The sequence below is a fragment of the Thiosulfatihalobacter marinus genome (assembly GCF_016019955.1).
Lineage (GTDB): Bacteria > Pseudomonadota > Alphaproteobacteria > Rhodobacterales > Rhodobacteraceae > Shimia > Shimia marinus_A.
Window position 1 is genome coordinate 105667 of record NZ_JAECRZ010000010.1, and the last position, 22499, is coordinate 128165.

Here is a 22499-nt window from a genome sequence, read left to right on the forward strand (position 1 = left end):
CGGCTTCAGGCTGGCACACCAACGGGAGATCCAAATGAAAAAGACCCTTTTCACACTCACGGCGGGCATCGCCCTGAGCGCCTTGGCGGCACAGGCCGAGGAAGTTCGAGTCTACAACTGGTCCGACTATATCGACGAAGAGTTGCTGGCCAAGTTCGAGGATGAGACAGGCATCAAGCTGATCTATGATGTTTTCGACAGCAACGATGTTCTGGAGACCAAGATGCTGGCAGGTAAATCCGGCTATGACGTTGTCGTCCCATCCGGAACCTTCCTTCAGCGCCAGATCGCAGCCGGCGCATTCCAGAAGCTGGACAAGTCCAAGCTCTCCAACATGGGCAACATGTGGGATGTGATCATGAAGCGAACCGCAAAATATGATCCGGGCAACGAATATTCGATCAACTACATGTGGGGCACCACGGGTATCGGCGTGAACATCGAGAAAGTAACGGAAATTCTTGGAGAGGACGCCCCCATCGGCTCGCTTTCCCTGGTGTTCGATCCGGCCAACATGGAAAAGCTGGCCGCATGCGGCGTGCAGTTCCTCGATGCCCCGGACGAGATCATCCCGGCCGCGCTGGCCTATATTGGCGAGGATCCGGATAGTCACGATCAGGACGTGATTGCCAAGGCCGAGCCTGTATTGACCGCTGTGCGCCCCTACATTCAGAAATTCCACAGCTCGGAATACATCAACGCGCTGGCCAATGGCGATATCTGCGTGGCCGTGGGTTGGTCCGGCGATATTCTCCAGGCGCGTGATCGCGCGTGGGAGGCAGAAAACGGTGTCGAGATCGCCTATAATGCGCCCGCCGAGGGGGCCTTGATGTGGTTCGACCAGATGGCGATTCCCGTCGATGCGCCAAACCCGGACGCTGCGCACAAATTCCTGAACTTCATCATGGATGCCGAGAACATGGCGGCGGCATCCAACTATGTCTACTATGCGAATGGAAATATGGCGTCCCAGCCATTTCTGGAAGAGGATGTGATAGGCGATCCTGCCATTTACCCCGACGAGGCGACGCTTGAAAATCTCTACACAACCACACCCTTTCCGCCCAAGACTCAGCGCGTCGTGACGCGGATGTGGACCAAGATCAAGTCGGGCACCTGAACGCGCCTGTGTCGTAACGACCATTCGTTTCCCCGCAAGGTTCCGCTTTGCGGGGAAATTCACGCGGCTCGACTGCTCTCCAGCGCCGCCCGCTCTTCGCGCAAGGCCTCGACATAATCGGGCTGGCCGTTTTCGGTTTGCCATTGGCAATAGGCCGCCATCCGCCAATGATACGCGGGCGCGAGCGCGACATAGCGCGCCCTGATGGTTGCACAATCATACCCTTCGAAAAATCGCTCGATTTCTGCGGCGCTCAGCGGGGCGCCGCGATACACCTTTTGCATGGCCGGCGATAGAAAGACCGCAATGTCCTCGCACGGGTCGCCGATACCCGGGCATTGCCAATCGATCAGACACAAAGCGCTTTCGCTGACAATCAGGTTCCCGGGCACAACATCGCCATGCAAGAAGGCGGTTTTGCCCGAGGGCGACACGTCAAGACTTGGTCGAAGTCGCGCCAGGTCACCGTGCTGCCTGCACCTCGAAAGAATTCGTTTCGCATGATCCAACAGGGCGGCACTTCCGTCCGGGCAACGACGCAGCCCGCCCGGTGGCGCTATTCCGTGCAGGCGTCTGAGAAGGCGGCCTACTTTTCGCGTATCGTGGCGCCACATGTCACCAGGCAAGTACCTGTAGGCAACACAACGACCAATTCCTGACCGGAAGGCGAAAACGGACCGCGGCGCAAAGCCAAGCGGGGCGAGTGCTTCCAGCACTTTCACCTCCGCGTCAGGCTCATTCGGAAACAGCGGGTTGCGCCGCGTTCCGCTGTAGAGTTTCACCACAACATCGCCATTCACGCCCTGACCACGCCAGGTGGCATTCGTGCGCCCGCCTGCCAACCGCCGCCATTCCTTCAATTCGCCTGGCCATTGCTCACAAAGCGCGGCGATAATCTCCGGAGGCGGTGTGGATGTTGGATCGGGGGTCATGACGCTCACGGCAAGTTGGCGCCGCGACGCTAGTGCGTCCCGAAGACCCTTTCAAGGATCAGCTCGGCTCCCGCAAGGAAATAACTTGTGACGACAGGAACTCTACTCCGCCCGCCGCAATCAGCATCATCCCGTTGGAACCGCCGCGCGCTTCGGTAATGCGGGTGTAAACATCGGCCGGATATGTGGCCAGAACCTTGCCATTGGACCAGCTTTCAACTTCAAAACTGTAGTTTCCATCGGGCAAGGGTTGCCCATCGTCTCCCGCCCCTGTCCAGCGCAAAGCCTGGTCCGAGGGATCAATGGCGAACCGTTGTACCTCGTTGCCCGTTTCGTCCAGGACGCGGACAAAGGCCGCATCGGCAAGCGATTCCACACGCGGCACAACATCAATGGGTTCGCCCGAGAAAGCGGCGGGCGCTGTCACGCGGGCCTCCATGCCAACCCAACTTGCCAGCCCACTCATTCCCAAAGACCCCATCTGCGCCGATATCAATGTAAGCAGATCATTGGTGAACACTTGCTGCTCGACGGAAGAGAATGTCGCCAATTGTACAGCGTATTCGCTGGAATCGACCGGGTTAAGCGGATCCTGATTGCGCATCTGCACGGAAAGCATTTGCAGAAACGTTTCAAAATCCGAGCTTATCGCAGTCGCGCCCTGCGTATTCGTTGCCGATGGTTGCCCCGAAGTCGCCGACGGAGTGGTGCCAATTGCTGATATCGTCATCTTCTCTCCTAAACCCGGATATCCACACCCGATACGGCCAGGGTTTCCCGGCTCTGCAACATGATTTCATCATTGGCATCGGGCGCCGCTTCAATGCTGGCCAACTCGAACGCCGGTGGATTGTCCTTGCAATTGTCCTGTCGCCCCTGATCGAAGGCAAAGGAAACGCCGGTGTATCCTAACGCCAAAAGGTCTTGTCGAAGCATCTCCTGATGTCGGCGAATCAAGCTTTGAGTTGTGGATTGATCGGAATCGATCACCACATTCAAAATGCCATTCTGCTCTGACATGGACATTCGAACACGCCCCAGTTCCGGTGGGTCCAAGGTCAGCTCAATACTCTGATCCTTGGCTGCCGCCATTGCATCTGCCACCTGACGGATGACGATTGTCGGGTTTGTCAAAGCCTGCGAGCCGGTGCGCGCGACGCTCGCCGCCTCCAATGGCACCGCAACAGCACTTGTAGCAGGGAAACCCGATTCGTCAGTGGCGATCATGCGTTGATCAAACCCGCCCGGAACAAATTCGATCGCACGCCCGCTCACCGTTGGTGAAACTACCCGGACCGAATGCGCGCTCAGAGCCTGCAATCCGGCAACAAAAGCGCGCGGCTCGCGTGACGCGAGCGCCGGTTGATCACCGGACGCCCCGAAAGGGGCGGTTTCCCTGATCGGCAGGCTTTGATCCGAAAGTTTGGGTGGCACCGCATCTGCTGACCATAGTGAGCCTTGCGACGTTATCCCGGGTCGCGCCATTGCGACCCGAGTCTTGGCGTCGCGCTCCGACGCACCGCCTGCCTCCGGGAGCGTGATATCGTCCGGTGTCGGTCTCGGTGTGGACTGACCGTATTCCGGGACCCCCGCGCGCGCCGGCTTTTCCGAAAAACCTGCCGATCGCGCCCAATTGTTGCGCGCACTTTCATCCTTGGCAGTCTGTTGAGGAGACGGCTGGGCAGGATCGAAAGAGGGTATTCCTTTGATACCCTCCTGTTTGCCTTGCGCGCCCTCAACCAACGCCGCTTCCTTGCCAACTCCTGGGATATCGTCAGGAGCAGCTTTCAACACAAGAGTCTGCAAATCCGCCCCTATCGGCGCCGTAATTGGCGCATCGCCCCGGCCTGGTTGGTTTGTGGTCACGGCGCCTGCCAGAATCTGTGCCGGAATGCCACTCTCGAAACGCCCGCTTGGCTCGGCATCCCGTGTCATACCGCCGCCGTCAGATATCTGAACGGTTGGATCGGGCAACGACCCAAACCGGCTCAACGAAAAGCTGCCAGTGCTGTCAGGAATTGACGCTTGAATTGTCTCTCCCGGCAATCGGGTTTCTGTGTCACCAGACGAGAGGGTGTTCACACTCTGCCCGATAACGGGTCTCGATTCCGATCCGGGCAGCGCCTCGTTCCCTTGTTCTTGAGCTTGGGAATTACCATCGGATACAGAGGTTTCGGCGTCCTGCCCGTTCGCGACTTCCACATCTTCACGCGCTTGAGACGATTCGATTTCGGCATCGCCAGCCTCTTCGTAGACATATCCAAACGCCTGAGTCCCCGTTGCATCCGGTACGGACCCACCCACCGGAACAGACGCCGCTGTTCGGCCATCAGCCGCAACCTGGTAGTGGGGGAATTTGGGGAGGGTTTGCATCGGATCTCCGGGAATTCTTCCTCTGAAGCCACGATCATGCACCTGTCATCCTTACCACTTCTTTACCCGTTTCAAAGCAGACTGGAAAAAATCCTTCAAATTGGAGATTGCCATGATCCTCCCAGTCAACGCGGCTGTGCCGCCAACCCGATCACCCGGACCTTCCGATCAGGTTTTACGCAAAACCGCGCAGGAGCTGGAGACAAACTTTCTGGCTGAAATGCTCAAGTCCGCCGGTCTGGGGAAACCGCGGGATGGATTTGGAGGCGGTGCGGGCGAAGAGCAATTCGCCTCCTTTCTCAGGCTGGAACAGGCGCGCGCCATGGTGCAGTCCGGCGGCTTGGGATTGACCGAAGCCTTTTTCAACGCACTCAAGGAGAAAACCGATGACATTTGACAAGGCCACGCAATTGTTTCGCGACCTGGACACGCTGCTGGATGACGAAAAGGCGGCCTTGATGGATGGGGCTCTGGATAATCTACCGGCTCTTCTGGCCAGGAAACAGGCTCTGCTGGAAAAGGTTACCCAACTTGGGCCTGACGCCGGCGACAATCTTGCTGGCTTGCAACAAAAAACACTGAGGAACCAAACGCTCCTGGATGCCGCGCTCGACGGTATCCGCTCGGTTTCGGAGCGGGTGGCCGCGCTGCGCCGCGTGCGCGACTCCCTGGATACATACGACAGCGAAGGGCAGGTTCTTCGGGTCTCGGCAAAGAGCGCCACCCATCTGGAACGGCGCGCCTAAGAGCGGATTTGTGTCAAATACTCGGTATTTGTCAGGGCAAGTTTAGCACTCCTTTAGCAACTGAAGGACCATGGTGATCCCGCATCCGCAAGGGTGGCGCCACACCGGGCCGATAGCCGGATGGCACATGTCAGAAAGACAGTCTTGAGCGCCTCTCGGCGCGCATTCTGAAACCGGCGCAAAGCGCCGAACCTATCAAGGGAAATGCCATGTCCAGCATTCTGACAAACAACAGCGCAATGGTTGCGCTGCAAACTCTGAAATCCGTGAACGCCAATCTGGCGGACACCCAGAATCAGATTTCAACCGGCAAGCGCGTGTCGGCGGCCAAGGATAATTCGGCTGTCTGGGCGATTTCGAAAGTGATGGAATCCGATGTCAGCGGGTTCAAGTCCATCTCGGAAAGCCTGTCGTTGGGAGAATCGACCGTTGCGGTCGCACGTCAGGCCGCTGAAACGGTCACCGACCTGTTGACCGAAATGAAGACCAAGATTGTCGCGGCCCAGGAAGACAATGTTGATCGCGCAAAACTGAACGCAGATGTCACCGCTCTCAAGGATCAGATCAACTCTGTTGTGGGGGCAGCGCAGTTCAACGGCCTCAACCTGGTAGACGGCTCAACCGCCAGCGCCAGCGTTCTTGCATCTCTCGATCGCGATTCTTCGGGCAATGTCTCGGCATCGTCGATCACTGTCAGCGCCCAGGATCTCTCGACCGGCGGCTATACGGCCAACGACATTTTCGGCTCGTCCGGCGGCACCCCGTCTTCTGACGGCGATACCGTGGTGCTCTCGCTCGATCAGGGGGGGGGTAACGACAATATTGTTATCGACGATTCGGCCGGTTCGGCCTTTGCGGAAGGCGACCGTGTGGAAATCCGCATCGGTGATCAGGTGGCCAGTTACACGGTTACCGCGGATGATGCCGCCGCGACAACGCCCTCAGATCTCGTTGCGGTCGGGCTCAAGAACGCCATCGATTCCCTTGGGATCGCTGATCTTGTGGTCGACTATGACAGCGGCAGCGCAGGAACCCTCGACTTTACCAACAACGGTACCGTCGACCTGGCCGTCAGTGGACAGTTCGTGAATGCCGGTTCCGGTGGATTGGGCGCACTGGCCGCAATCGACGTTTCAAACAGTGTTGGCGCCGCGTCGGCTCTGGCCTCCATCGAAACTCTGATCGACTCGTCCATCGATGCCGCCGCAGCGTTCGGTTCGGTCGAAAACCGCATCACCACACAGTCCGAATTTGTCAGCAAGCTGACCGATTCCCTCAAAACCGGAATCGGTTCGATGGTCGACGCAGATATGGAAGAAACTTCCGCGCGGCTTCAGGCACTTCAGGTGCAGCAACAGTTGGCAACGCAGTCTCTGTCGATCGCCAATCAGGCGCCACAGTCAATCCTGTCGCTCTTCCGGTAACAGAACTACGGGCGCGCGTTCGCGCGCGCCCGAACACCCGTTGAGTTCCAATACCCACAGGAAGGACATTCCGTGACACCCAATACCCTCGCGCAGCGGGCCTATGCCCGCGCCTCTGCCCCGACACGTACGCCGCGCAAGCTCGAATACGATGTGATCGCCCGGGTCACACACCGATTGAAATCTTCGGCCAAGAAGGGCACTTCTGGTTTTTCCGATCTTGTGCATGCGCTGCATGAAAACCGTCAACTATGGACCATTCTGGCGGCTGATGTTGCCGATGTGGCGAACGAACTTCCCACGCCGCTGCGCGCTCAGCTGTTCTATCTGGCAGAGTTCACTCATCACCACAGTCAAAAGGTTCTGGCGGGAAAGGCCTCGGTGCGGCCCCTTCTGGAAGTGAACACAGCCGTGCTGCGGGGACTGCGCGACAACGGAGTCCAAGCAGCATGAGCGGGCTTGTTCTGAAACTCAGCCCCAAGGAGCGCGTTCTGGTCAACGGCGCCGTGATCGAAAATGGCGACCGGCGCAGCCGACTGTCCATCATGACACCAAACGCAAATATTCTGCGGCTGCGCGACGCAATCCACCCCTACGAAGCCAATACGCCCGTCAAACGCGCCTGCTACGCATTGCAGCTTGTTCTTTCAGGGGATTCCAATCCTGACGATGTCGAATTGACTTTGCTCCGGCGGATAGAAGAGTTGAGTCAGGTGTTAACCGACATCGACAGCCGTACGCAGCTGGCGCTGGCCACTCAATCAATCGTCGACGGGCGGCATTACCAGGGCCTAAAGGCGTTGCGCACGCTATTGCCGCGGGAAGAGCGGTTTTTGGCGGTCCGACCGGCATGAGCTTTCAACCCATCATCGCCGGGAACGGGCTGACGGGATGGGCGTTCCTGAAGCGCACCCTCCCAGCACAGTCCGCCGCCTTTGAACAATCACCCGCGCTGCAACGCGACACCGACTACTTTTCCAAAAAGATAGGTGAAATCGACACGGCCGAGCAACTAGTCTCGGATCGCCGCCTCTTGCGCGTCGCCCTTGGCGCATTCGGGTTGGGCGCCGACATCGACAACAGTTTTTTCATACGTAAAATTCTGGAAGAAGGCACGCTTTCCGCCGACGCGCTTGCCAACAAACTGGCGGATACACGATACGCCAAATTCTCGAAAGCGTTCGGATTTGGCGATTTTGCCACACCCTCTACCAAGCTTTCGGATTTTCCGGATCGCATCGTCTCCGCATATCAGGCGCGGCAATTCGAAATTTCCGTGGGTGATCAGGAAGAATCGTTCCGCCTTGCTCTAAATGCCGCGCGTGAACTGGAAGAGATTGCGTCTTCCAGCAGCAGTGACGCGGCCAAGTGGTACACGATCATGGGGTCACCGCCGCTTCGGTCGGTTTTTGAAACTGCTCTGGGCCTGCCGCCGGCCTTTGGTCAGCTTGATCTGGATCGACAGATGCAGGATTTCCGCGATCGCCTGTCCGGCTTTTCCGGAAGCAGCGAGATCACGCAGTTTGACAGCGAAGCTTCCCGCGATGTTCTCATCCAGAGATTTCTTCTCATGTCGCAGATTGACACCAACATCGGCATGAATTCAGGGCAAATCGCCCTCACACTTCTCCAGAGCTGATCATCCGAGAGGCCCCTTGGCTGCCGGCGCGCCGCAGGATCAGACCAAGCCGCGAGAATGCTGTTTCCACCGACACGTGGCCGGCTTCCCCCAGAAATTCGTCCAACTCAGGCCAGGCACGGATCGCCAGATCCAAAGCAGGATCCGAGCCTTCCGAATACAGCCCGGCACGAACCATCGTCGCGGACTGTTCGTAGCTGCCTATCAGCCGTCGCGCTTGACTGATCAGGGCATTTTCCCTGTCTGTTGCGGCAGCAGGAAGGCTCCTGGACACCGACCGCAAAAGATCGACCGCGGGAAACCGGCCTCTCTCGGCGATTTGGCGGTCGAGAACCACATGCCCATCCAATACGCCACGCAAGATGTCGGCAATCGGTTCATCCATATCCGACCCTGCCACCAGAACGCTGAAAATGGCGGTAATATCGCCGTGACCTTCGCGGCCCGGACCGGCGCGCTCGCAAAGCGCCATGATCATGTGAGACGTCGAAGGCGGGTATCCGCGCAGCGCGGGCATCTCGCCAGCGGCAACCGCAACCTCTCGGTGGGCTTCGGCAAACCTGGTGATGGAATCGGCGAGAAACAAAACATGTTTGCCCTGGTCACGAAAATGCTCCGCCACCGCCATCGCAGCCCAGGCACATCGCCGCCGCACCAGGGGAGATTGGTCCGATGTCGCCGCAATCACCACGGATCGGGCCAGCCCCTCCTTGCCCAGGACATTCTCCACAAATTCCCGCAATTCACGGCCACGCTCTCCGATCAGCGCGATCACCGCCACATCAGCCTGCACCTGACGGGCGAAACGCCCCATCAAGCTTGATTTTCCAACCCCGGACCCGGCAAACAGCCCAAGTCGCTGACCGCGTACTACGGGCAGCATGGTGTTGAATGTCGTCATTCCCGTTTCAATACGATCCCCCAGTCCCCGCCGCTGCGCGGGTGGGGGTGGGCTGGCCTTCAATTCCCGTGATTCGGAGCCCGGCAAAAGCGGAGCGCCGTCAAGCGGTTGCCCAAATGGATCGACAATCCGTCCGATCCAGCCATCCGTCGGGGCAATCCCCGTTCGGCTGCGCAGCGCGACCCGATCACCTATGGAAACACCGTCCGGAGGCATATCCGGCAACATCGTTACTTCCTCGCCATGCAATTGGATGATTTCGCCTGTCAAAACAGGACCTTCACGCCGCCAAACCCGAACGAGATCTCCTATTCGGCAGACGGCCCCCAAGCCCAATACGCGAACAAGGTTGCCCTCAACAGAGCTGACGCGCCCAATATCTCGCACCCGTTGGGCATAAGACAATCCCGCACCGATCGAGGCTATGTCAATTGCAGCCATCGTTCTCTCCCTTTGGTTTCTGAAAACAATTTCTAAAGGAATCAGGGTTAAGCCTTGATTTATGTTGCTCGAGGGAGAAGCCCCGATGTTCAAATCGCTGGAAATATTCCAGGTTTCATATGCCATGGCGACCCACGCCGCCCGCCGCCAATCATTGGTTGCGCAGAACATGGCAAACGCCGACACGCCGGGATACGTGCCGCGTGATCTGCCAAAGTTTCAGGATGTGGTGTCCACAAGTTCCGCGGCGAACAGCATGCGCCGTTCACGCGCCGGTCATTTTGAGGCCACCGCCCCGGCGGACAATTTTCGCACCCTTTCGGAACCCAATCAGACATCTCCCAACGGCAACGCGGTGTCGCTGGAGGAAGAAATGATGAAAGCGGTCAACATCAAGCTCCAGAACGACCGCGCGCTGGCGATCTACAAATCATCGCTCAATGTTCTGCGCGCGTCCCTGGGGCGCGTTTAGTCGACCTCCATCAATCGGTGACTCATGACAGATTTCTCTTCAGCACTCTCTCTCAGCGCCAGCGCCCTTCGCGCACAGGCCGCACGGTTGCGCCATGTTTCTGAGAACATCGCGAATGCCGATACCCCGGGATACCGGCGCAAGACAGTGACATTCGAAAGCAACCCGAGCTCTGCTGACGTATCCGTGTCTGTTGGGCCGGTACAGCTGGATCAAAGAGAGCTCAAAAGCGTTTTCGACCCGGGTCACCCCCTGGCCGATGAAAACGGCAACTACCAGGGCTCCAATGTGGACCTGATAATTGAAATCGCTGACGCCCGTGAAGCGCAGCGCAGCTACGAAGCCAATCTGAAAATGTTCGATCAGACCCGACAGATGTCGGATTCCCTGTTGGAACTGTTGCGCAAATAAGGAGACCCAGAATGGACATCCGATCAGTCACAGCCGCGCAGAACTACGCGGCGGCGAAACCGGTAACAGAGCCTCTGCCCGGTGCTGGCCGTGAAAATTCTACACTTGTTGATCTGGCAAGCGACTTTGCCAGTACTTTGTATGAGGGCGAGAAAATCGCCATGCAATCGATGACCGGTGACGCCAATCCTCATGCATTGGTCCAGGCGCTGGCGCAGACCGAACTGGCCGTCGAAGCCGCCGTAACCGTGCGAAACAAGGTGGTCGAGGCATACCAGGAAATACTGCGAATGCCTGTCTGATGATGAACGAGGCCATCTTCTTTGACACGTTGCGGCAGGGTTTGTGGATCGCAGTCATCATTTCCGTGCCGATTCTCGCCGTTGCCTTGATAGCCGGAATCACGGTGGGCCTGTTCCAGGCGCTGACTTCGATCCAGGAACTGTCCCTGACCTTCGTTCCCAAACTCCTGGCAATTGTCGTCGTGTTCTGGGCGTCCATGGGTTTCATGAGTCAGTCCCTTGTCTCATTTTTTCAGGATCAGATCGTTCCACTGATCATCGGAGGATAACGATGGAAAACGCGATCTACACAACGCTTGCCCGCCAGTCAGGACTGACCCGCGAGATGAACGTTCTTGCCAACAATATCGCGAACGCGAACACCACGGGTTTTCGGCAGGCAGGCGTCACCTTCACCGAATTTGTAAAAGCCTCATCGGGTACGGCGAGCCTGTCCATGGCAGTCGCCAACGTGCCAAGCATTTCAACGGCGCAGGGCACGCTTACTCAGACCGGAGGAGCGTTCGACTTCGCAATCGAAGGCGACGGGTATTTCATGATCGAAACTCCTGCCGGAAATCGCCTGACGCGCGCGGGCAGCTTTGCGCCAAACGGAGCAGGCAACCTGGTAACGGCCCAGGGATACCTTGTCATGGACAGCGGAGGCGCCGCCATATTCATTCCTCCTGACGCTGGCACGTTGGGGGTATCCGCAGACGGAACGATCAGCGCCGAAGGTCGGCCAATAGCGCAAATCGGCCTGTTTCAGCCTACCGACCCCGCGGCCATGGCGCGTGTCGGTTCCGTCATGTTTGATCCCCAAGGGGATACCGAGCCAAGCGAGGCCGGACGCCTCGTTCAGGGGTTTCTTGAAGACTCGAACGTCGATGCCATTTCGCAGCTTTCCCGAATGATCGAAGTACAACGGGCCTACGAAATGGGGCAAGGGTTTCTCGACGCCGAAAACGAGCGGGTGCGCAACGCGCTGAAAACATTCATTCGCTGACAAAAAGGAGGCCGCCATGCGTGCCCTGAAAATTGCCGCAACCGGTATGAGCGCCCAGCAATTGCGGGTTGAAACCATCTCGAACAACCTCGCAAACATGTCGACGACCGGTTACAACGCCCGGCGGGCCGAATTCGCGGACCTTCATTATCAGCAAGTCTCGCGGGCGGGCGCGATCAGCGCGGCAGACGGCTCCGTTCTGCCGACCGGTGTGCAGGTCGGTCTGGGCGTACGCCCGTCCTCTATCACTGTGCAGTTGGCTCAAGGCTCTCTATCACAAACAGGCGGAGATCTGGATATCGCTATCGAGGGCCGGGGTTATCTCGAAATCGAGCTTCCCTCCGGCCAGTCTGCCTACACCCGCGACGGTGCCCTAAAACGCAGCGCGGACGGATTGATCGTAACATCCGAGGGCTTTGCCGTTGCGCCGGAAATTACCATACCAACGGACGCCCGGCGCATTTCCATCAATGCCGACGGAGAAGTTTACGCCTATTTTGCGGAAACCGCCGAGGCGCAGTTGCTTGGACAGTTCGCGCTTGCCGGGTTTACCAACGCCAAGGGGCTCGAAGCGATTGGCTCCAACCTGTTTCTGGAGACCGAAGCCTCGGGTGCACCGGTTGTTGCCAGTCCAGGCGAGGACGGGCTTGGCACGCTGCGACAGGGGTATCTCGAGGACAGTTCGGTGGACGCCGTGCGCGAGGTAACGGAGTTGATCGAAGCGCAGCGGGGCTATGAATTGAACGCCAAGGTGATCTCAGCAGCCGATCAGATGTTGGCCGCCACCACCCAGGTACGCTGATGCGCAGTCTTGTTCTGCTTCTGGCCTTCGTGGCCGCCCGGCCCGCAGCGTCGGAAATTGTCGTCGCCACTCAGGTCATCCGGGCGAACACGGTGATCTCGGGCGCCATGATTTCGGTAAAACAGGGCGACCTACCCGGCGTGTTTTCCGACCCGAACGACGTGATCGGGCTTGAAGCACGCAGTTCGATCTACCCCGGCCGCCCCATACAAACCGGGAGTATTGGCGCACCCGCGCTGATCGAGCGAAATCAGATCGTTCCGCTCGTCTACACCACCAATGGCCTGACCATAAGCACCGAAGGGCGCGCCCTGTCACGCGCGGGTGCGGGCGAACGTGCGCGCGTGATGAACCTGTCTTCGCGCGCCACGGTGTACGGAACGGTATTGCCCGACGGCTCCATCAGAGTTTCCAATTGAAAGGACGGCGCATGAAAAGACTTGGAATTGTTGCCTTGGCAAGCACCCTTGCGCTAACGGCCTGCTCCAGGCTGGACCATGTCGGCAAGGCTCCGGATTTCTCGCCGGCCGTAAATAATCAAGAGCATTACGCAATGATGAATCCTCCGCTTCCGCCTTCTATTCTGGGTCGGCGAACAACCGAGGAAGCCTCGCTATGGAGCCGCAACCGTCAATCGCTGTTGGGGGACCGGCGCGCCATGCGCCGAGGAGACATCATGACGGTCGTGATCGAAATCGACGAAGAAGCCAAGATCAAGAACGAAACATCCCGCAGCCGGAGCGGGTCTGAAAACTTGAGCGTTCCTGATCTTCTGGGGCTTCCGCAGCGTATCAATCAAAACCTTCCGGCAGGCGCTTCGACCGACCCGGCTGTGGCGTTGAACTCGACCAGCAGTAGCGCGGGGGATGGTTCCGTGCGACGCAGCGAAGAGCTTACGCTTCGGGTGGCCGCGACGGTCGTTGACGTATTGCCCAATGGGGTACTTGCGATAGAGGGTAGCCAGGAGTTGCGCGTGAATTTCGAATTGCGCGAGTTGCTTGTGTCCGGCTTTGTGCGCCCCGAAGATGTCTCGCGTCAGAACGAGATCACCTATGACAAGATTGCGTCGGCGCGGGTCTCCTATGGGGGGCGCGGACAGATCACTGATGTTCAACAGCCGCGCTATGGTCAGCAAATTCTGGACGTGATTCTGCCATTTTAGACGGAGATTCAGATGAAGCTTCTTTTCCCAATCATACTGGCAGCCATTGGCGTCGGCGGTGGCGTCGGTGCCGGTCTTGTACTACGCCCGCCCCTGATTGACGCAGAGCCGGAAGCCCCATGTGCGATCAGTCAGACATCACCGGACGACAGCACCCTGAACAAAACCGTGATCTTGCAAGAAACAGACCGAGAATATGTCAAGTTGACCAATCAGTTTGTCGTTCCTGTCGTGCGTGGTGAAATGGTAACTTCTCTGGTTCTGATGTCGCTCAGCCTTGAGGTTGGAGAAGGAGATCGCGAGACTATTTTCGCGCGTGAGCCGAAGTTGCGCGATGCCCTCCTTCAGGTCATGTTTGATCACGCCAACGCTGGCGGCTTTCAGGGTGCCTTTACCAATTCCAGCAAACTTGACGCATTGCGCAAGACGTTGAGTGACGTTGCCCGGACAATCTCCGGCAATCTGGTCAGCAATGTCCTTATCACGGATATCGCGCGCCAAGATGTCTAGCGGTAAGTACTTATGAACGCAGAAGGTGAAGCTCCAAAATTTGCGCCATGGCTCTCTTTTGCGAGTTCCGTACCGATTTCAGGCGGGCATCTCGGACAAGTGTCTGCAATATATCGACCCGGCCAAAGGTTGCCTGAGCCTCTCTGAAAACAGCTTCCTTGCGGGCCAGAACAGACGCAAGCTGCATGTTTAGCAACCGCCTGTTTCGCCCAACCCAACGCAACCATGCTTCGTCCCCTCGAACGGAACGAATGGCCATGTCATGTTCCAGAGTCAATTGTCCGACTTCTTCGTCTTTTGCAAGATCGCCCAAAAGCTTTCGCAATCTTCGCTCCTCGTCAATGACGGGCTGTAGCTTGGCTTGCGCCGCGTCATGACGGGCACGTGCGATTTCCAGCAGTGATTCCAGATCGTTTGGAGTCACACCAGCCCCTTTGCCTTTTGACGCATCATCTCGGCAAATCGAATGGCTGCGGCTACCGAGCGGTAAAGATCAACCGGGATTTCCGAGCCGATCTCGACAGAGGCGTTCAAGGCTCGTGCCGTGGGTGGATCATGCCTGATCGGCACACCGAACTCCTGCGCGCGCTCGCGAATTCGGGCAGCGATCTCATCTACACCCTTGGCCACGCAAATCGGCGCCTCGCCTGGCAGACGGCTCCATTTCAGCGCCACCGCAAAATGCGTTGGATTTACGATCACGACATCCGCCTGTGGAACGTCTGCCAGCATCTGTGCCGAAGCAATTTGCTGACCCTTTTGTCGTCTTTGCTGCTTTACATGAGGATCACCTTCCGCTTCTTTCGTTTCATCCTCCATTTCTTTTCGTGTCATCATGTTGCGGCGCAAGTAATCCTGGCGTTGCCAGAGAAAATCAACGGCGCCGATGCTTCCGGAAACCAAAGTAACGATCAACAACAACTCCAGCAAAAGGCGCGCCAGAGTAGCGGCCGCCATCGCCGGTTCTGCAAGAAGAGCGCCGACCATGACGTTCATACGCAGCTTCAGGAAAACACCCAGGCAGATGGAATAAAGCAGAAGTTTGACAAAGCTCTTGGCAAATTCGAACAACCCCGACCTGCCGAATTTGTTCTTGGCGTTCTGGATAACGCTGACCCGGCTTGCTTTCACTTCAAGCTTCGAAGGGGTGAACACAAACGCGCGTTGAGCAAGAATGCTGGCAACAACGGCAATCGCCGGGGCGATCAGCCAGGGCGAAAGCCCCCGCACCAAGGTGATCGTCATGCCGCCAATCGGCGCGGATGGGTCACCTTCAAATATCAGTGGCGCAATTTCATGAGCCTGCTCCAAAAGCACCGAGAATAGAGTGCCAACCTGCGATACCGACGCGCCGCCGGAAACTGTCAAGATCACAAAAAGGCCCAGATAACTGGCCGTGACCGACAGATCCATCGACTTGGCGACTTCCCCCTTGCGCCGGGCCTGCTCAAGCTTGCGCGGCGTCGGCTCGAAAATCTTTTCGCTTTCGTCCTGGGCGCCATTCATTTGGTGCCCACCGGGACGGAAAGAAATGTATTGAGCGCGTCCACCCATACGGTAAGCGCGACCGGCGACACCAGCGCCAAAAGCACCAGGCCACCCAATGTGATCACCGGGGCCCCGACAAACGCAACCATCAACTGCGGCATGGCGCGGTTGATGACACCCAATGTCAGATTGTACAGAGCCGAAACGATCACAAACGGCGCCGCCAGTTGAAAAGCCATCCCGAAGGTTCTTGCGACCTGCGCAACGCCCCATTGCGACACCCAATCCACGCCCGGCCAACGCCCGAACGCAAGGGTTGAGTAGGACATGACAAGATATTCCGCGACGCGCAGGTGCAATCCGGTTGTCACAGCCAGGGCAAGACCGGCGATCACGAGGATATGGCCGATAGCTGGCAAAGGTTCGGCCGCGCTATTGCCCAAAAGCTGCGAAAGCGATGTGGACTGTGCGGCAATTGCGCCTGCGGTCTGCATCGCCAACACGAACATTCGAACCGCAATACCCAAAACCAGGCCATTGGCCGTTTCCGCGAATACAAACCGGACCATCAATCCAAGTTGAAAGTCGGAAGGCCCGGCGGTATCCACTGCGGGCGCGACAATCATCGTAAACGCGAATGCCAAACCAAGCTTGACCCGTAACGGTACAGTTTGCTCGCCAAATGCCGGCAACAAGGAAACCGCGGCGCCGACACGAAGAAAAACTAGAAATGAATGCCAGAGCGCCTGCTGGGACAGCCCGAGAAGCTCTTGCGCCACGGCAATCACGCGGCCACCAGGCCAACAAGCGAAGGGCGCGCCTCCAGGCCGATTTCTTCGAAAGAGAACACCGGATTGGTGATTCCCTTCGCGCTCATGACCGTTCGCAGGAACCGGCGCCGGCGCGTCGACGAAACCAGAGCTGGGTATATCCCGCGATCCGCTGCTTCACGCATCCGATCGCCAATGGATTGAGTCAGCGTATTGAACACATCTGGCGGCAAGGCCACGTCAAATGCGCCGTTTTCACCATCGATCTGGTACGTGGTGAACGTTTCTTCCCATTCAGGGGCCAGTTGCACGAGCGGGATTGTTCCATCGTCGCGTTTCAGGTCAGCAACCAGTTGGAAACCCAACCGCTGCCGAACTTGTTCGCAAATCGCCTCTGGCAAGACATGCACTTGCCGTGCTTCCGCCGTGGCTTCGAGAATCAGTGACATGTTGCGGATTGAAACCTGCTCGTTCAGCAGCAACCGTAAAACCCTGTGCAATAAATCCATTGGCACCTTTTCGGGAATCAGTTGGTCAAGCATCTTGCGGTTTGCCTCTGCCCGGACTGGATCGCTGAGATTTGTCATCTCATCCAGAATGCGGCGCAACGCTTTCAAAGTCAGAAGCCGACCGAAATTGGCCTTGATGGTTTCCAGAAGATGAGTTGCCAGTACCTCGCCTGGCGCAACGATTGTCGCGCCGGCAAGAGCAGCGGCTTCCTGGTCTCGTTGATCAATCCATCGTGCCGGGGCGCCGTAGACCGGTTCGTTCACATCCGCGCCATCGGGCAGCGCATTGTTCAGCTCAGGCTTCAGAACCAGCATCTTTTCCGGATGCAATGTTGCGCGCGCCTGCATGACACCCTGAATGCGGATCACATAGCTTCCCGATGGCAAGGACGGGTCATCCGTCAATCGTATCTCCGGCATGACCAAACCATAGGCGCTTGCAATATGCGTGCGCATGTTTGCGATCCGCGCATCCAGCCCGGTGCCGCCGTCCAGCACGAGCGACACCAGATCCTGGGAAAACTCGACATGGATGTCGTCCAGATCCAGAACGTCTGCTATCGGCTTCTCGTGTGGAACCGTGGCATTGGCGTGATCATCCTGTGGCTCACTTTTTGCCGAATCGCGGGCCCGGTGCATGAACAACGCAGAGGCGCCAAGGATCGCGCCGCCCGCAATGAAGGGAACAAATGGCAGACCCGGCACAAGGGCAAACAAAACCATGAGCACCGATACTGTCGCCAGTGCCGCCGGGTAGCTGCCCAATTGCCGGATCAAGGTCAGATCGGTCGAACCTGTCGCCCCGCCGCGCGCCAATAGCAAGGCGGATGCGATCGAAATGATGACGGCGGGGATCTGCGTTACCAGACCATCGCCCACAGTAAGAATTGCATATGTTTCAAATGCCTGCCCCATCGGCATCCCATGCACGACGACGCCCATGATCAATCCCATCACCAGATTCATCAGCGTTATCAGCAGACCGGCAATTGCGTCCCCCTTGACAAATTTTGATGCCCCGTCCAGCGAGCCAAAGAATGTTGTTTCCTGTTGTTCACGTTCTCGACGCGCCTTGGCCTCGGCGTGATCAATCGCTCCGGCCGACATATCACTGTCGATGGCAAGCTGCTTTCCCGGCATTCCGTCGAGCGCGAAACGCGCACCGACTTCCGCCATGCGCGCTGCCCCTTTTGTTATCACCATGAAGTTGACAATCAGAAGGACGCCAAACACGACCAGACCAAGAAAGACGCTGCCCCCCATGACGAAATCGGCGAATCCTTCGATGACATTGCCCGCGGCGGCGGTTCCGGTGTGACCCTGCCCGATGATCAGCTTTGTGGACGACACGTTCAGCGACAGCCGGAGCATCAGTGCCGCGAGGAGAACCGTGGGAAATGCCGAGAAATCCAATGGCCTCTCGATGAACAATGTGACCGTGAAAATTAGGATGGCGAGCGCAAAGGATCCCGCCAAACCTATGTCTAGGACCCAGGCGGGAACCGGCAAAATCATCATGACGATTATCGCCATGAGGGCGAGCGCCAGAAGGACCGTCGGACTGAACAGGACTCGGATTGTCGAAACCGGCATGTCAACCCTCCGATCTGAACATTGGCCGTGCCTTCCGGTTGGCCAAGGGCACCAGCGATCCGAACCCGGCAGGTTTCCGGCCGGTCAGAAGAAACGGAAACCGATTGTCGCCCGCTTCGATCGCAGCAGTCGGCGTTGCATTGCCCGGCGACGCGCTTGCAGGAACCAGGCCGTCCGGCAACCGCGCCAAAATCCTGTTGAAACGCGCCAGATAGCGATCCGCATATTTCGGCGTGCGGGAGTGATACGATGCGGCCGCCTTCGACCAATCTCCTGTTTCTGAAAATAGCCGCGAAAGGAAGTCAGCGGCATATCTGGCATTTTCAATCGGTTCAAACATTTGGCCGATATCGGCAAAATTTTGCCCGTGCCATCGATAGTTGAGTTGAAAACAGCCAACGTCAAAATTGCGCGCGCCCGCATCAAAGCGATCTTGAGCAAAGTTCAGCGCATCCGCCTTTTGCGGAAACCACGCCCCCTTGCCCTCCATATTCACCGTCCACGGCCACGGGACGAGCCGCCCGTTTTCCGCACGTCCCGTTTCAGCGCGGGTGATCGCCAAAAGAACATTGACCGGAACGCCCGTTTCGGCGGCCGCTATGCGCGCAGCACGATCGCATGCCGGCGCTACTTCGCCCACGGCTGTACCCTGCCATGCCAACCCAAAGACCAAAGCCGTTAACACCTGCAAACCGGCGTGCAAAAAAGCCTTGCGTGAACATGTAACGCCCTTCTGGCGTCCGCGAGTTCGCTTCATGAGACTGCCTTTCGCTATCCGATCTCGACTTTAGCCGTCAGCTATTGAGATTTGGTAAGCGTCAGTTACTCTCCAAACCGGGGCCTCTGTGCAGTTGCAGCAATTCGGTCAGGGTCGTTCTTGTGTCTGCGCTGACATCCAGCAGCCCGCGATTTCGCGCCAGAACACCCGACGACAAAGGTTCCGCCAATCCGGGTGCCACAGACACCCCTGGCGTGTTGGTCAATCGGGACACATCACGATAGATGACTGTCTCTGAATTCGCCAAGGCTGGCCAATCTGATTGCAGCCAGGCTTGCCTGTCTGCTTCTGCCGTATCCCCTAATTGCCTGTAGATTTCCATTGCTTCAGAATGGTCGCCTGCCCGGCGTCGCGCTTCGGCTCTCAGACGATTTGCAACATCGCCTTCCAGTCCCAACAAGGCCGCCTCGGCCCGTCGGGGAAAACCGTCTTCGATTGCAATTTTCGCCAGCAGAATTCGCCGATCCGGCAAACCAACCAGCTCTTGCGTGGATTGCAGCATTTGGCGCGCCTCTTGCAAAAACCCTAGATCGAAAAACCGTGTTGCAAGCTCAAGGGAAACCTGTGCCGAAAAGCTTTCAGGCCTTGTCAGTTCATTGCGCACCAAGAGCGCGACAAATTCGAAATCACTTGCCCGCTCTGCCAATCGAAGGCCGAATATGTCGCGCAATGTTTTTGCCTGTTCGGCCCCGTCCTTGGCCTGAACTTCGTCCAAAACGTTCAGTGCTTGCGCGAATTGAGCCCCTTCCAGACGGGCCAGGAAATGCGCGCGTCGCAACTCTATGCCGATCGGCGCAGCGCCATGCTCAACCGCGAACGCGCCCACAAGCGAGATTACATCCTTGTCGGGCGGCAACTGACGCTCGACATGAAGATCAATCAGGTCAACCAGAGCTTGAGGAGTGATGTCCGAATTTCCGCTGGTCAACTCTGACAGTGATTGAAATGCCGTGTCGGGATCGTTTTGGATACGTGCGACATTTGCCTTTGCCAATTGCACACTCGGCTCGGGGTCGGGAGTTACCCGTTCGACCGCATTCAGCACCAACTCTGCGGCCTCGACATGTCCCAATTCCGCCAGTTTTACAGACAGTCGCGGCGCGAAAACTTCCCGCAAATGGCGTGGAAACTCATTGAATGTTCTGACAACGTCCTGCACGTTTTCGTCGCTAAGTGCATCCGCATTTGCCAGAACTGCCCAGAAGGTACCTGTTCCGGGACACCCGGCCTGTTCAGCCAGGACAGACGAGTCAAAAGGGCCACCGTCCACAACATTTGACAGATCGCGCAAGGTTGCCTCGTCTTCGAAACTCCCTAGAGAGAGAACCTGCCGGGCCTCGGCACCAAATGTGTAGTGAAGGTAAAGCCGCGCCAGCTGCCGGGCGACCGCCCCGTCGATCTGGTCGAACTCTCCGTAAAGGCGCGATCGCAGGGGCGCTATTTGCTGCGACACCGGGGTATCATCTGCCCAGGACGCAATGTCCAACTCTTCAGGCGGCACACAGTCTCTTTCAAGTCCGCTCAAGGCATTGACCCGGAGGGAATTATCAAAATTTGTAGTCGAATACGTTGTCATGTTTGACGGAGCCTTTTCCTGCGCAACGCTCGCCGGCTCCAATGTCGGCACTGCCCTTTTTGTTGAGTCACTATTCGCCGGTGGTCGGCGGATCTGTTCGTTTTTCAAAACCGGCTGCAAGAATTCCTGGGAAACCGCCCGGCCGAGCTCTTGCAAAAGCTCTTGTTGACTTGTTTTGAGTGACATCACCCGCTTGAGATATCGCGTGGGCGACAGTGTTTCATCTATCAATTCTGCCGTCGGTTTGCCCAAACGAGAAACCACTTCGTCGCGCTTGGGCGAAAAGCGAAAACGCATGTCTCTGGACGGTACGACAGGCTTTAATCCGAACGAATATTGCCTCGTTTGGAATTCTTTAGGCCCTTCCGGCGCATCGACAATATCCAGGATAAGGTAACGCTCGCCAAACGGCTGAGTGCGAACGCGGCATTCGCAGTTCAAATCAAGGACCAGTCTATTTCGGCGTTTCGTTTGGACAAGAGCGGCAAGGCGCGATCTGGAAATCCGGTTGAATACTGCTTTTGTGACATAATCTATATCTTCGCCATCCACGGCGATTTCATAGCGCCGTCCTTGACCTGATACCGTCCAGGGCGTGGTTTTTTCGGGCAGCTCGAACACCAGCCGGGTAAAGCCGTCATGCTCGCCTGACTGAATCTTTACCGGCACGGCAACGGCCGGCGTTGCCGGCAAGAGCGTCAGTATCAGCAACAAAACGCGCGTCATGCCGCATCCTTCTTTACCTGCTTGATTGCCTCTTCAAGTTCCGAATAATCAGGTCGACAATGCGCTGGAGTGTTCTGCCGCCCAACTTCGATACAGTTATTGGCCGAGTGATTGTGCAGGTTCGCAACCAGCACCTCCCGGATGAGTTGATAAAAGTGGCTGTCCTCTTCAATCACGGCTTTCACCTTGGCCGCAAACGGCCCGACCAAACCATAGGCGAGGAAAACGCCCAGAAAGGTTCCAACCAGCGCGCCTCCAATCATTTTCCCCAAAATTTCAGGAGGTTGGTCGATTGACCCCATGGTTTTGATCACACCAAGGACGGCCGCGACGATCCCCAGGGCTGGCAGCCCGTCCGCGACGGTTTGCAAGGCGTGGCTGGAGTGCATTGCATGGTGCAAATTGGCCTCCATCCGTTTTTCCAGAACTTCTTCTACCTGGTGCGGATCGTCATAATTCATGGACGCTGATCGCATTGTATCGGCGATCAGCTCCACCGATTCCCGATCGGCTTGAATGCGCGGGTATCTGGAGAAAATCGAAGATTCCAGCGGTGACTCTACATGCGTTTCGATCGCGATCGGGTCTTGGCGGGCAAGCCTGATCAACTCGTACAGGAGGCACAGCAAATCCCTGTAATCCTCGGATTTCCATCTCGGGCCTTTGAACACTTTTCCAATGTCGCGCACCGTATGCTTTACCGCCGCCAGATCATTGCTCAGCAAGAACGCGCCCACGGCCGCTCCGCCGATCATGGCCAGTTGTCGCAATTGCTTTGCCGTTTCATCAAAAAGTTCTTACAGGATTCCAGTAGGATGAAGCGTAATCCGGCCTGGTAT

Annotated in this window: 27 protein-coding genes; 16 read left to right on the top strand and 11 right to left on the bottom strand. The window is 57.4% G+C overall.

Features of this window, described 5'->3' with window-relative positions; all coding sequences use genetic code 11:
- The first annotated feature begins 34 nt into the window (after positions 1 to 34).
- Entirely contained in the window at positions 35 to 1120 is a 1086-nt protein-coding gene (locus I3253_RS14805; RefSeq protein ID WP_197918652.1) for a polyamine ABC transporter substrate-binding protein, read from the top strand.
- Positions 1121 to 1179: 59 nt separating this feature from the next.
- On the opposite strand, the gene I3253_RS14810 is transcribed toward I3253_RS14805, so the two are convergent.
- The 3 genes from I3253_RS14810 to I3253_RS14820 are packed head-to-tail and all read right to left on the bottom strand — an operon-like array spanning position 1180 to position 4425.
- The gene (locus tag I3253_RS14810; protein WP_197922488.1) at positions 1180 to 2052 is read right to left on the bottom strand and encodes a phosphotransferase family protein; all 873 of its coding nucleotides are present in this window, start codon (positions 2050 to 2052) and stop codon (positions 1180 to 1182) included.
- A gap of 58 nt (positions 2053 to 2110) precedes the next feature.
- Complete coding sequence (locus tag I3253_RS14815; protein WP_197918654.1) at positions 2111 to 2782, bottom strand: flagellar hook capping FlgD N-terminal domain-containing protein; 672 nt, start codon at positions 2780 to 2782, stop codon at positions 2111 to 2113.
- An 8-nt stretch (positions 2783 to 2790) separates the two neighbouring features.
- On the bottom strand, positions 2791 to 4425 hold the full coding sequence (locus I3253_RS14820; RefSeq protein WP_197918655.1) for a flagellar hook-length control protein FliK: 1635 nt from the start codon (positions 4423 to 4425) through the stop codon (positions 2791 to 2793).
- A gap of 112 nt (positions 4426 to 4537) precedes the next feature.
- Between I3253_RS14820 and I3253_RS14825 the strand changes: the two genes are divergently transcribed.
- The 6 genes from I3253_RS14825 (at position 4538) to I3253_RS14850 (ending at position 8234) form a co-directional block, all read left to right on the top strand.
- Positions 4538 to 4822: a rod-binding protein gene (locus I3253_RS14825; protein ID WP_197918656.1), complete on the top strand. Its 285-nt coding sequence runs from the start codon at positions 4538 to 4540 to the stop codon at positions 4820 to 4822.
- Positions 4812 to 5171 (top strand): flagellar protein FlgN, encoded by a 360-nt coding sequence (locus tag I3253_RS14830; protein ID WP_197918657.1) that lies wholly within the window; start codon positions 4812 to 4814, stop codon positions 5169 to 5171. The genes I3253_RS14825 and I3253_RS14830 overlap by 11 nt, the downstream gene beginning before the upstream one ends.
- A gap of 209 nt (positions 5172 to 5380) precedes the next feature.
- Positions 5381 to 6595, top strand: a complete 1215-nt coding sequence (locus I3253_RS14835) for a flagellin (RefSeq protein ID WP_197918658.1) — start codon at positions 5381 to 5383, stop codon at positions 6593 to 6595.
- 72 nt (positions 6596 to 6667) lie between these two features.
- Positions 6668 to 7048 carry a flagellar biosynthesis regulator FlaF gene (gene flaF / locus I3253_RS14840; protein ID WP_197918659.1) on the top strand — a complete coding sequence of 127 codons (381 nt, stop codon included), beginning with the start codon at positions 6668 to 6670 and terminating at the stop codon, positions 7046 to 7048.
- A complete protein-coding gene (flbT, locus tag I3253_RS14845; protein WP_197918660.1) occupies positions 7045 to 7449 on the top strand; it encodes a flagellar biosynthesis repressor FlbT in 405 nt (134 codons plus the stop codon). Before flaF ends, flbT begins: the two co-directional genes overlap by 4 nt.
- A complete protein-coding gene (locus I3253_RS14850) occupies positions 7446 to 8234 on the top strand; it encodes a DUF1217 domain-containing protein (RefSeq protein ID WP_197918661.1) in 789 nt (262 codons plus the stop codon). Before flbT ends, I3253_RS14850 begins: the two co-directional genes overlap by 4 nt.
- On the opposite strand, the gene I3253_RS14855 is transcribed toward I3253_RS14850, so the two are convergent.
- Entirely contained in the window at positions 8215 to 9576 is a 1362-nt protein-coding gene (locus tag I3253_RS14855; protein ID WP_197918684.1) for a FliI/YscN family ATPase, read from the bottom strand. The two genes, I3253_RS14850 and I3253_RS14855, sit on opposite strands and share 20 nt — an antisense overlap.
- A 124-nt stretch (positions 9577 to 9700) precedes the next feature.
- Between I3253_RS14855 and I3253_RS14860 the strand changes: the two genes are divergently transcribed.
- The 9 genes from I3253_RS14860 to I3253_RS14900 are packed head-to-tail and all read left to right on the top strand — an operon-like array spanning position 9701 to position 14220.
- Complete coding sequence (locus tag I3253_RS14860) at positions 9701 to 10048, top strand: FlgB family protein (RefSeq protein WP_232237076.1); 348 nt, start codon at positions 9701 to 9703, stop codon at positions 10046 to 10048.
- A 24-nt stretch (positions 10049 to 10072) separates the two neighbouring features.
- Positions 10073 to 10459 (top strand): flagellar basal body rod protein FlgC, encoded by a 387-nt coding sequence (gene flgC, locus I3253_RS14865; protein ID WP_197918663.1) that lies wholly within the window; start codon positions 10073 to 10075, stop codon positions 10457 to 10459.
- An 11-nt stretch (positions 10460 to 10470) separates the two neighbouring features.
- Entirely contained in the window at positions 10471 to 10761 is a 291-nt protein-coding gene (fliE, locus tag I3253_RS14870) for a flagellar hook-basal body complex protein FliE (RefSeq protein ID WP_197918664.1), read from the top strand.
- Positions 10761 to 11030 (top strand): flagellar biosynthetic protein FliQ, encoded by a 270-nt coding sequence (locus I3253_RS14875; protein ID WP_197918665.1) that lies wholly within the window; start codon positions 10761 to 10763, stop codon positions 11028 to 11030. Before fliE ends, I3253_RS14875 begins: the two co-directional genes overlap by 1 nt.
- Positions 11031 to 11032: 2 nt before the next feature.
- Positions 11033 to 11746: a flagellar hook-basal body complex protein gene (locus I3253_RS14880; protein ID WP_197918666.1), complete on the top strand. Its 714-nt coding sequence runs from the start codon at positions 11033 to 11035 to the stop codon at positions 11744 to 11746.
- A 16-nt stretch (positions 11747 to 11762) separates the two neighbouring features.
- On the top strand, positions 11763 to 12548 hold the full coding sequence (gene flgG, locus I3253_RS14885) for a flagellar basal-body rod protein FlgG (RefSeq protein WP_197918667.1): 786 nt from the start codon (positions 11763 to 11765) through the stop codon (positions 12546 to 12548).
- Complete coding sequence (flgA, locus tag I3253_RS14890) at positions 12548 to 12967, top strand: flagellar basal body P-ring formation chaperone FlgA (protein WP_197918668.1); 420 nt, start codon at positions 12548 to 12550, stop codon at positions 12965 to 12967. The genes flgG and flgA overlap by 1 nt, the downstream gene beginning before the upstream one ends.
- A gap of 11 nt (positions 12968 to 12978) precedes the next feature.
- The gene (flgH, locus tag I3253_RS14895) at positions 12979 to 13710 is read left to right on the top strand and encodes a flagellar basal body L-ring protein FlgH (RefSeq protein WP_197918669.1); all 732 of its coding nucleotides are present in this window, start codon (positions 12979 to 12981) and stop codon (positions 13708 to 13710) included.
- A 12-nt stretch (positions 13711 to 13722) separates the two neighbouring features.
- Positions 13723 to 14220: a flagellar basal body-associated FliL family protein gene (locus I3253_RS14900; RefSeq protein ID WP_197918670.1), complete on the top strand. Its 498-nt coding sequence runs from the start codon at positions 13723 to 13725 to the stop codon at positions 14218 to 14220.
- Between the two features lie 10 nt (positions 14221 to 14230).
- On the opposite strand, the gene I3253_RS14905 is transcribed toward I3253_RS14900, so the two are convergent.
- The 7 genes from I3253_RS14905 to motA form a co-directional block, all read right to left on the bottom strand.
- Complete coding sequence (locus I3253_RS14905; RefSeq protein ID WP_197918671.1) at positions 14231 to 14644, bottom strand: hypothetical protein; 414 nt, start codon at positions 14642 to 14644, stop codon at positions 14231 to 14233.
- Positions 14641 to 15726, bottom strand: coding sequence for a flagellar type III secretion system protein FlhB (flhB, locus tag I3253_RS14910; protein WP_197918672.1), 1086 nt, complete (start codon positions 15724 to 15726; stop codon positions 14641 to 14643). The genes I3253_RS14905 and flhB overlap by 4 nt, the downstream gene beginning before the upstream one ends.
- Positions 15723 to 16496 (bottom strand): flagellar biosynthetic protein FliR, encoded by a 774-nt coding sequence (locus tag I3253_RS14915; protein WP_197918673.1) that lies wholly within the window; start codon positions 16494 to 16496, stop codon positions 15723 to 15725. The genes flhB and I3253_RS14915 overlap by 4 nt, the downstream gene beginning before the upstream one ends.
- Positions 16493 to 18580, bottom strand: a complete 2088-nt coding sequence (gene flhA / locus I3253_RS14920) for a flagellar biosynthesis protein FlhA (protein ID WP_197918674.1) — start codon at positions 18578 to 18580, stop codon at positions 16493 to 16495. The genes I3253_RS14915 and flhA overlap by 4 nt, the downstream gene beginning before the upstream one ends.
- Position 18581: 1 nt before the next feature.
- Complete coding sequence (locus tag I3253_RS14925; protein WP_232237075.1) at positions 18582 to 19337, bottom strand: lysozyme family protein; 756 nt, start codon at positions 19335 to 19337, stop codon at positions 18582 to 18584.
- Between the two features lie 61 nt (positions 19338 to 19398).
- The gene (locus tag I3253_RS14930; protein WP_197918675.1) at positions 19399 to 21660 is read right to left on the bottom strand and encodes a tetratricopeptide repeat protein; all 2262 of its coding nucleotides are present in this window, start codon (positions 21658 to 21660) and stop codon (positions 19399 to 19401) included.
- Positions 21657 to 22415 (bottom strand): flagellar motor stator protein MotA, encoded by a 759-nt coding sequence (motA, locus tag I3253_RS14935; RefSeq protein WP_232272172.1) that lies wholly within the window; start codon positions 22413 to 22415, stop codon positions 21657 to 21659. The genes I3253_RS14930 and motA overlap by 4 nt, the downstream gene beginning before the upstream one ends.
- Positions 22416 to 22499 lie beyond the last annotated feature (84 nt).

Excerpts from the sequence above, each read along its gene's own strand:
- I3253_RS14850 (WP_197918661.1), top strand. The coding sequence starts at position 7,446 with ATGAGCTTTCAACCCATCATCGCCGGGAACGGGCTGACGGGATGGGCG.
- I3253_RS14805 (WP_197918652.1), top strand. The coding sequence starts at position 35 with ATGAAAAAGACCCTTTTCACACTCACGGCGGGCATCGCCCTGAGCGCC.
- I3253_RS14815 (WP_197918654.1), bottom strand. The coding sequence starts at position 2,782 with ATGACGATATCAGCAATTGGCACCACTCCGTCGGCGACTTCGGGGCAA.
- I3253_RS14925 (WP_232237075.1), bottom strand. The coding sequence starts at position 19,337 with ATGAAGCGAACTCGCGGACGCCAGAAGGGCGTTACATGTTCACGCAAG.
- flgC (WP_197918663.1), top strand. The coding sequence starts at position 10,073 with ATGACAGATTTCTCTTCAGCACTCTCTCTCAGCGCCAGCGCCCTTCGC.
- I3253_RS14930 (WP_197918675.1), bottom strand. The coding sequence starts at position 21,660 with ATGACGCGCGTTTTGTTGCTGATACTGACGCTCTTGCCGGCAACGCCG.
- flgH (WP_197918669.1), top strand. The coding sequence starts at position 12,979 with ATGAAAAGACTTGGAATTGTTGCCTTGGCAAGCACCCTTGCGCTAACG.
- flbT (WP_197918660.1), top strand. The coding sequence starts at position 7,045 with ATGAGCGGGCTTGTTCTGAAACTCAGCCCCAAGGAGCGCGTTCTGGTC.
- flgG (WP_197918667.1), top strand. The coding sequence starts at position 11,763 with ATGCGTGCCCTGAAAATTGCCGCAACCGGTATGAGCGCCCAGCAATTG.
- I3253_RS14820 (WP_197918655.1), bottom strand. The coding sequence starts at position 4,425 with ATGCAAACCCTCCCCAAATTCCCCCACTACCAGGTTGCGGCTGATGGC.
- I3253_RS14830 (WP_197918657.1), top strand. The coding sequence starts at position 4,812 with ATGACATTTGACAAGGCCACGCAATTGTTTCGCGACCTGGACACGCTG.
- fliE (WP_197918664.1), top strand. The coding sequence starts at position 10,471 with ATGGACATCCGATCAGTCACAGCCGCGCAGAACTACGCGGCGGCGAAA.
- I3253_RS14860 (WP_232237076.1), top strand. The coding sequence starts at position 9,701 with ATGGCGACCCACGCCGCCCGCCGCCAATCATTGGTTGCGCAGAACATG.
- I3253_RS14900 (WP_197918670.1), top strand. The coding sequence starts at position 13,723 with ATGAAGCTTCTTTTCCCAATCATACTGGCAGCCATTGGCGTCGGCGGT.
- I3253_RS14825 (WP_197918656.1), top strand. The coding sequence starts at position 4,538 with ATGATCCTCCCAGTCAACGCGGCTGTGCCGCCAACCCGATCACCCGGA.
- flhB (WP_197918672.1), bottom strand. The coding sequence starts at position 15,726 with ATGAATGGCGCCCAGGACGAAAGCGAAAAGATTTTCGAGCCGACGCCG.
- I3253_RS14875 (WP_197918665.1), top strand. The coding sequence starts at position 10,761 with ATGATGAACGAGGCCATCTTCTTTGACACGTTGCGGCAGGGTTTGTGG.
- I3253_RS14810 (WP_197922488.1), bottom strand. The coding sequence starts at position 2,052 with ATGACCCCCGATCCAACATCCACACCGCCTCCGGAGATTATCGCCGCG.
- motA (WP_232272172.1), bottom strand. The coding sequence starts at position 22,415 with ATGATCGGCGGAGCGGCCGTGGGCGCGTTCTTGCTGAGCAATGATCTG.
- I3253_RS14835 (WP_197918658.1), top strand. The coding sequence starts at position 5,381 with ATGTCCAGCATTCTGACAAACAACAGCGCAATGGTTGCGCTGCAAACT.
- I3253_RS14880 (WP_197918666.1), top strand. The coding sequence starts at position 11,033 with ATGGAAAACGCGATCTACACAACGCTTGCCCGCCAGTCAGGACTGACC.
- flgA (WP_197918668.1), top strand. The coding sequence starts at position 12,548 with ATGCGCAGTCTTGTTCTGCTTCTGGCCTTCGTGGCCGCCCGGCCCGCA.
- flhA (WP_197918674.1), bottom strand. The coding sequence starts at position 18,580 with ATGCCGGTTTCGACAATCCGAGTCCTGTTCAGTCCGACGGTCCTTCTG.
- I3253_RS14855 (WP_197918684.1), bottom strand. The coding sequence starts at position 9,576 with ATGGCTGCAATTGACATAGCCTCGATCGGTGCGGGATTGTCTTATGCC.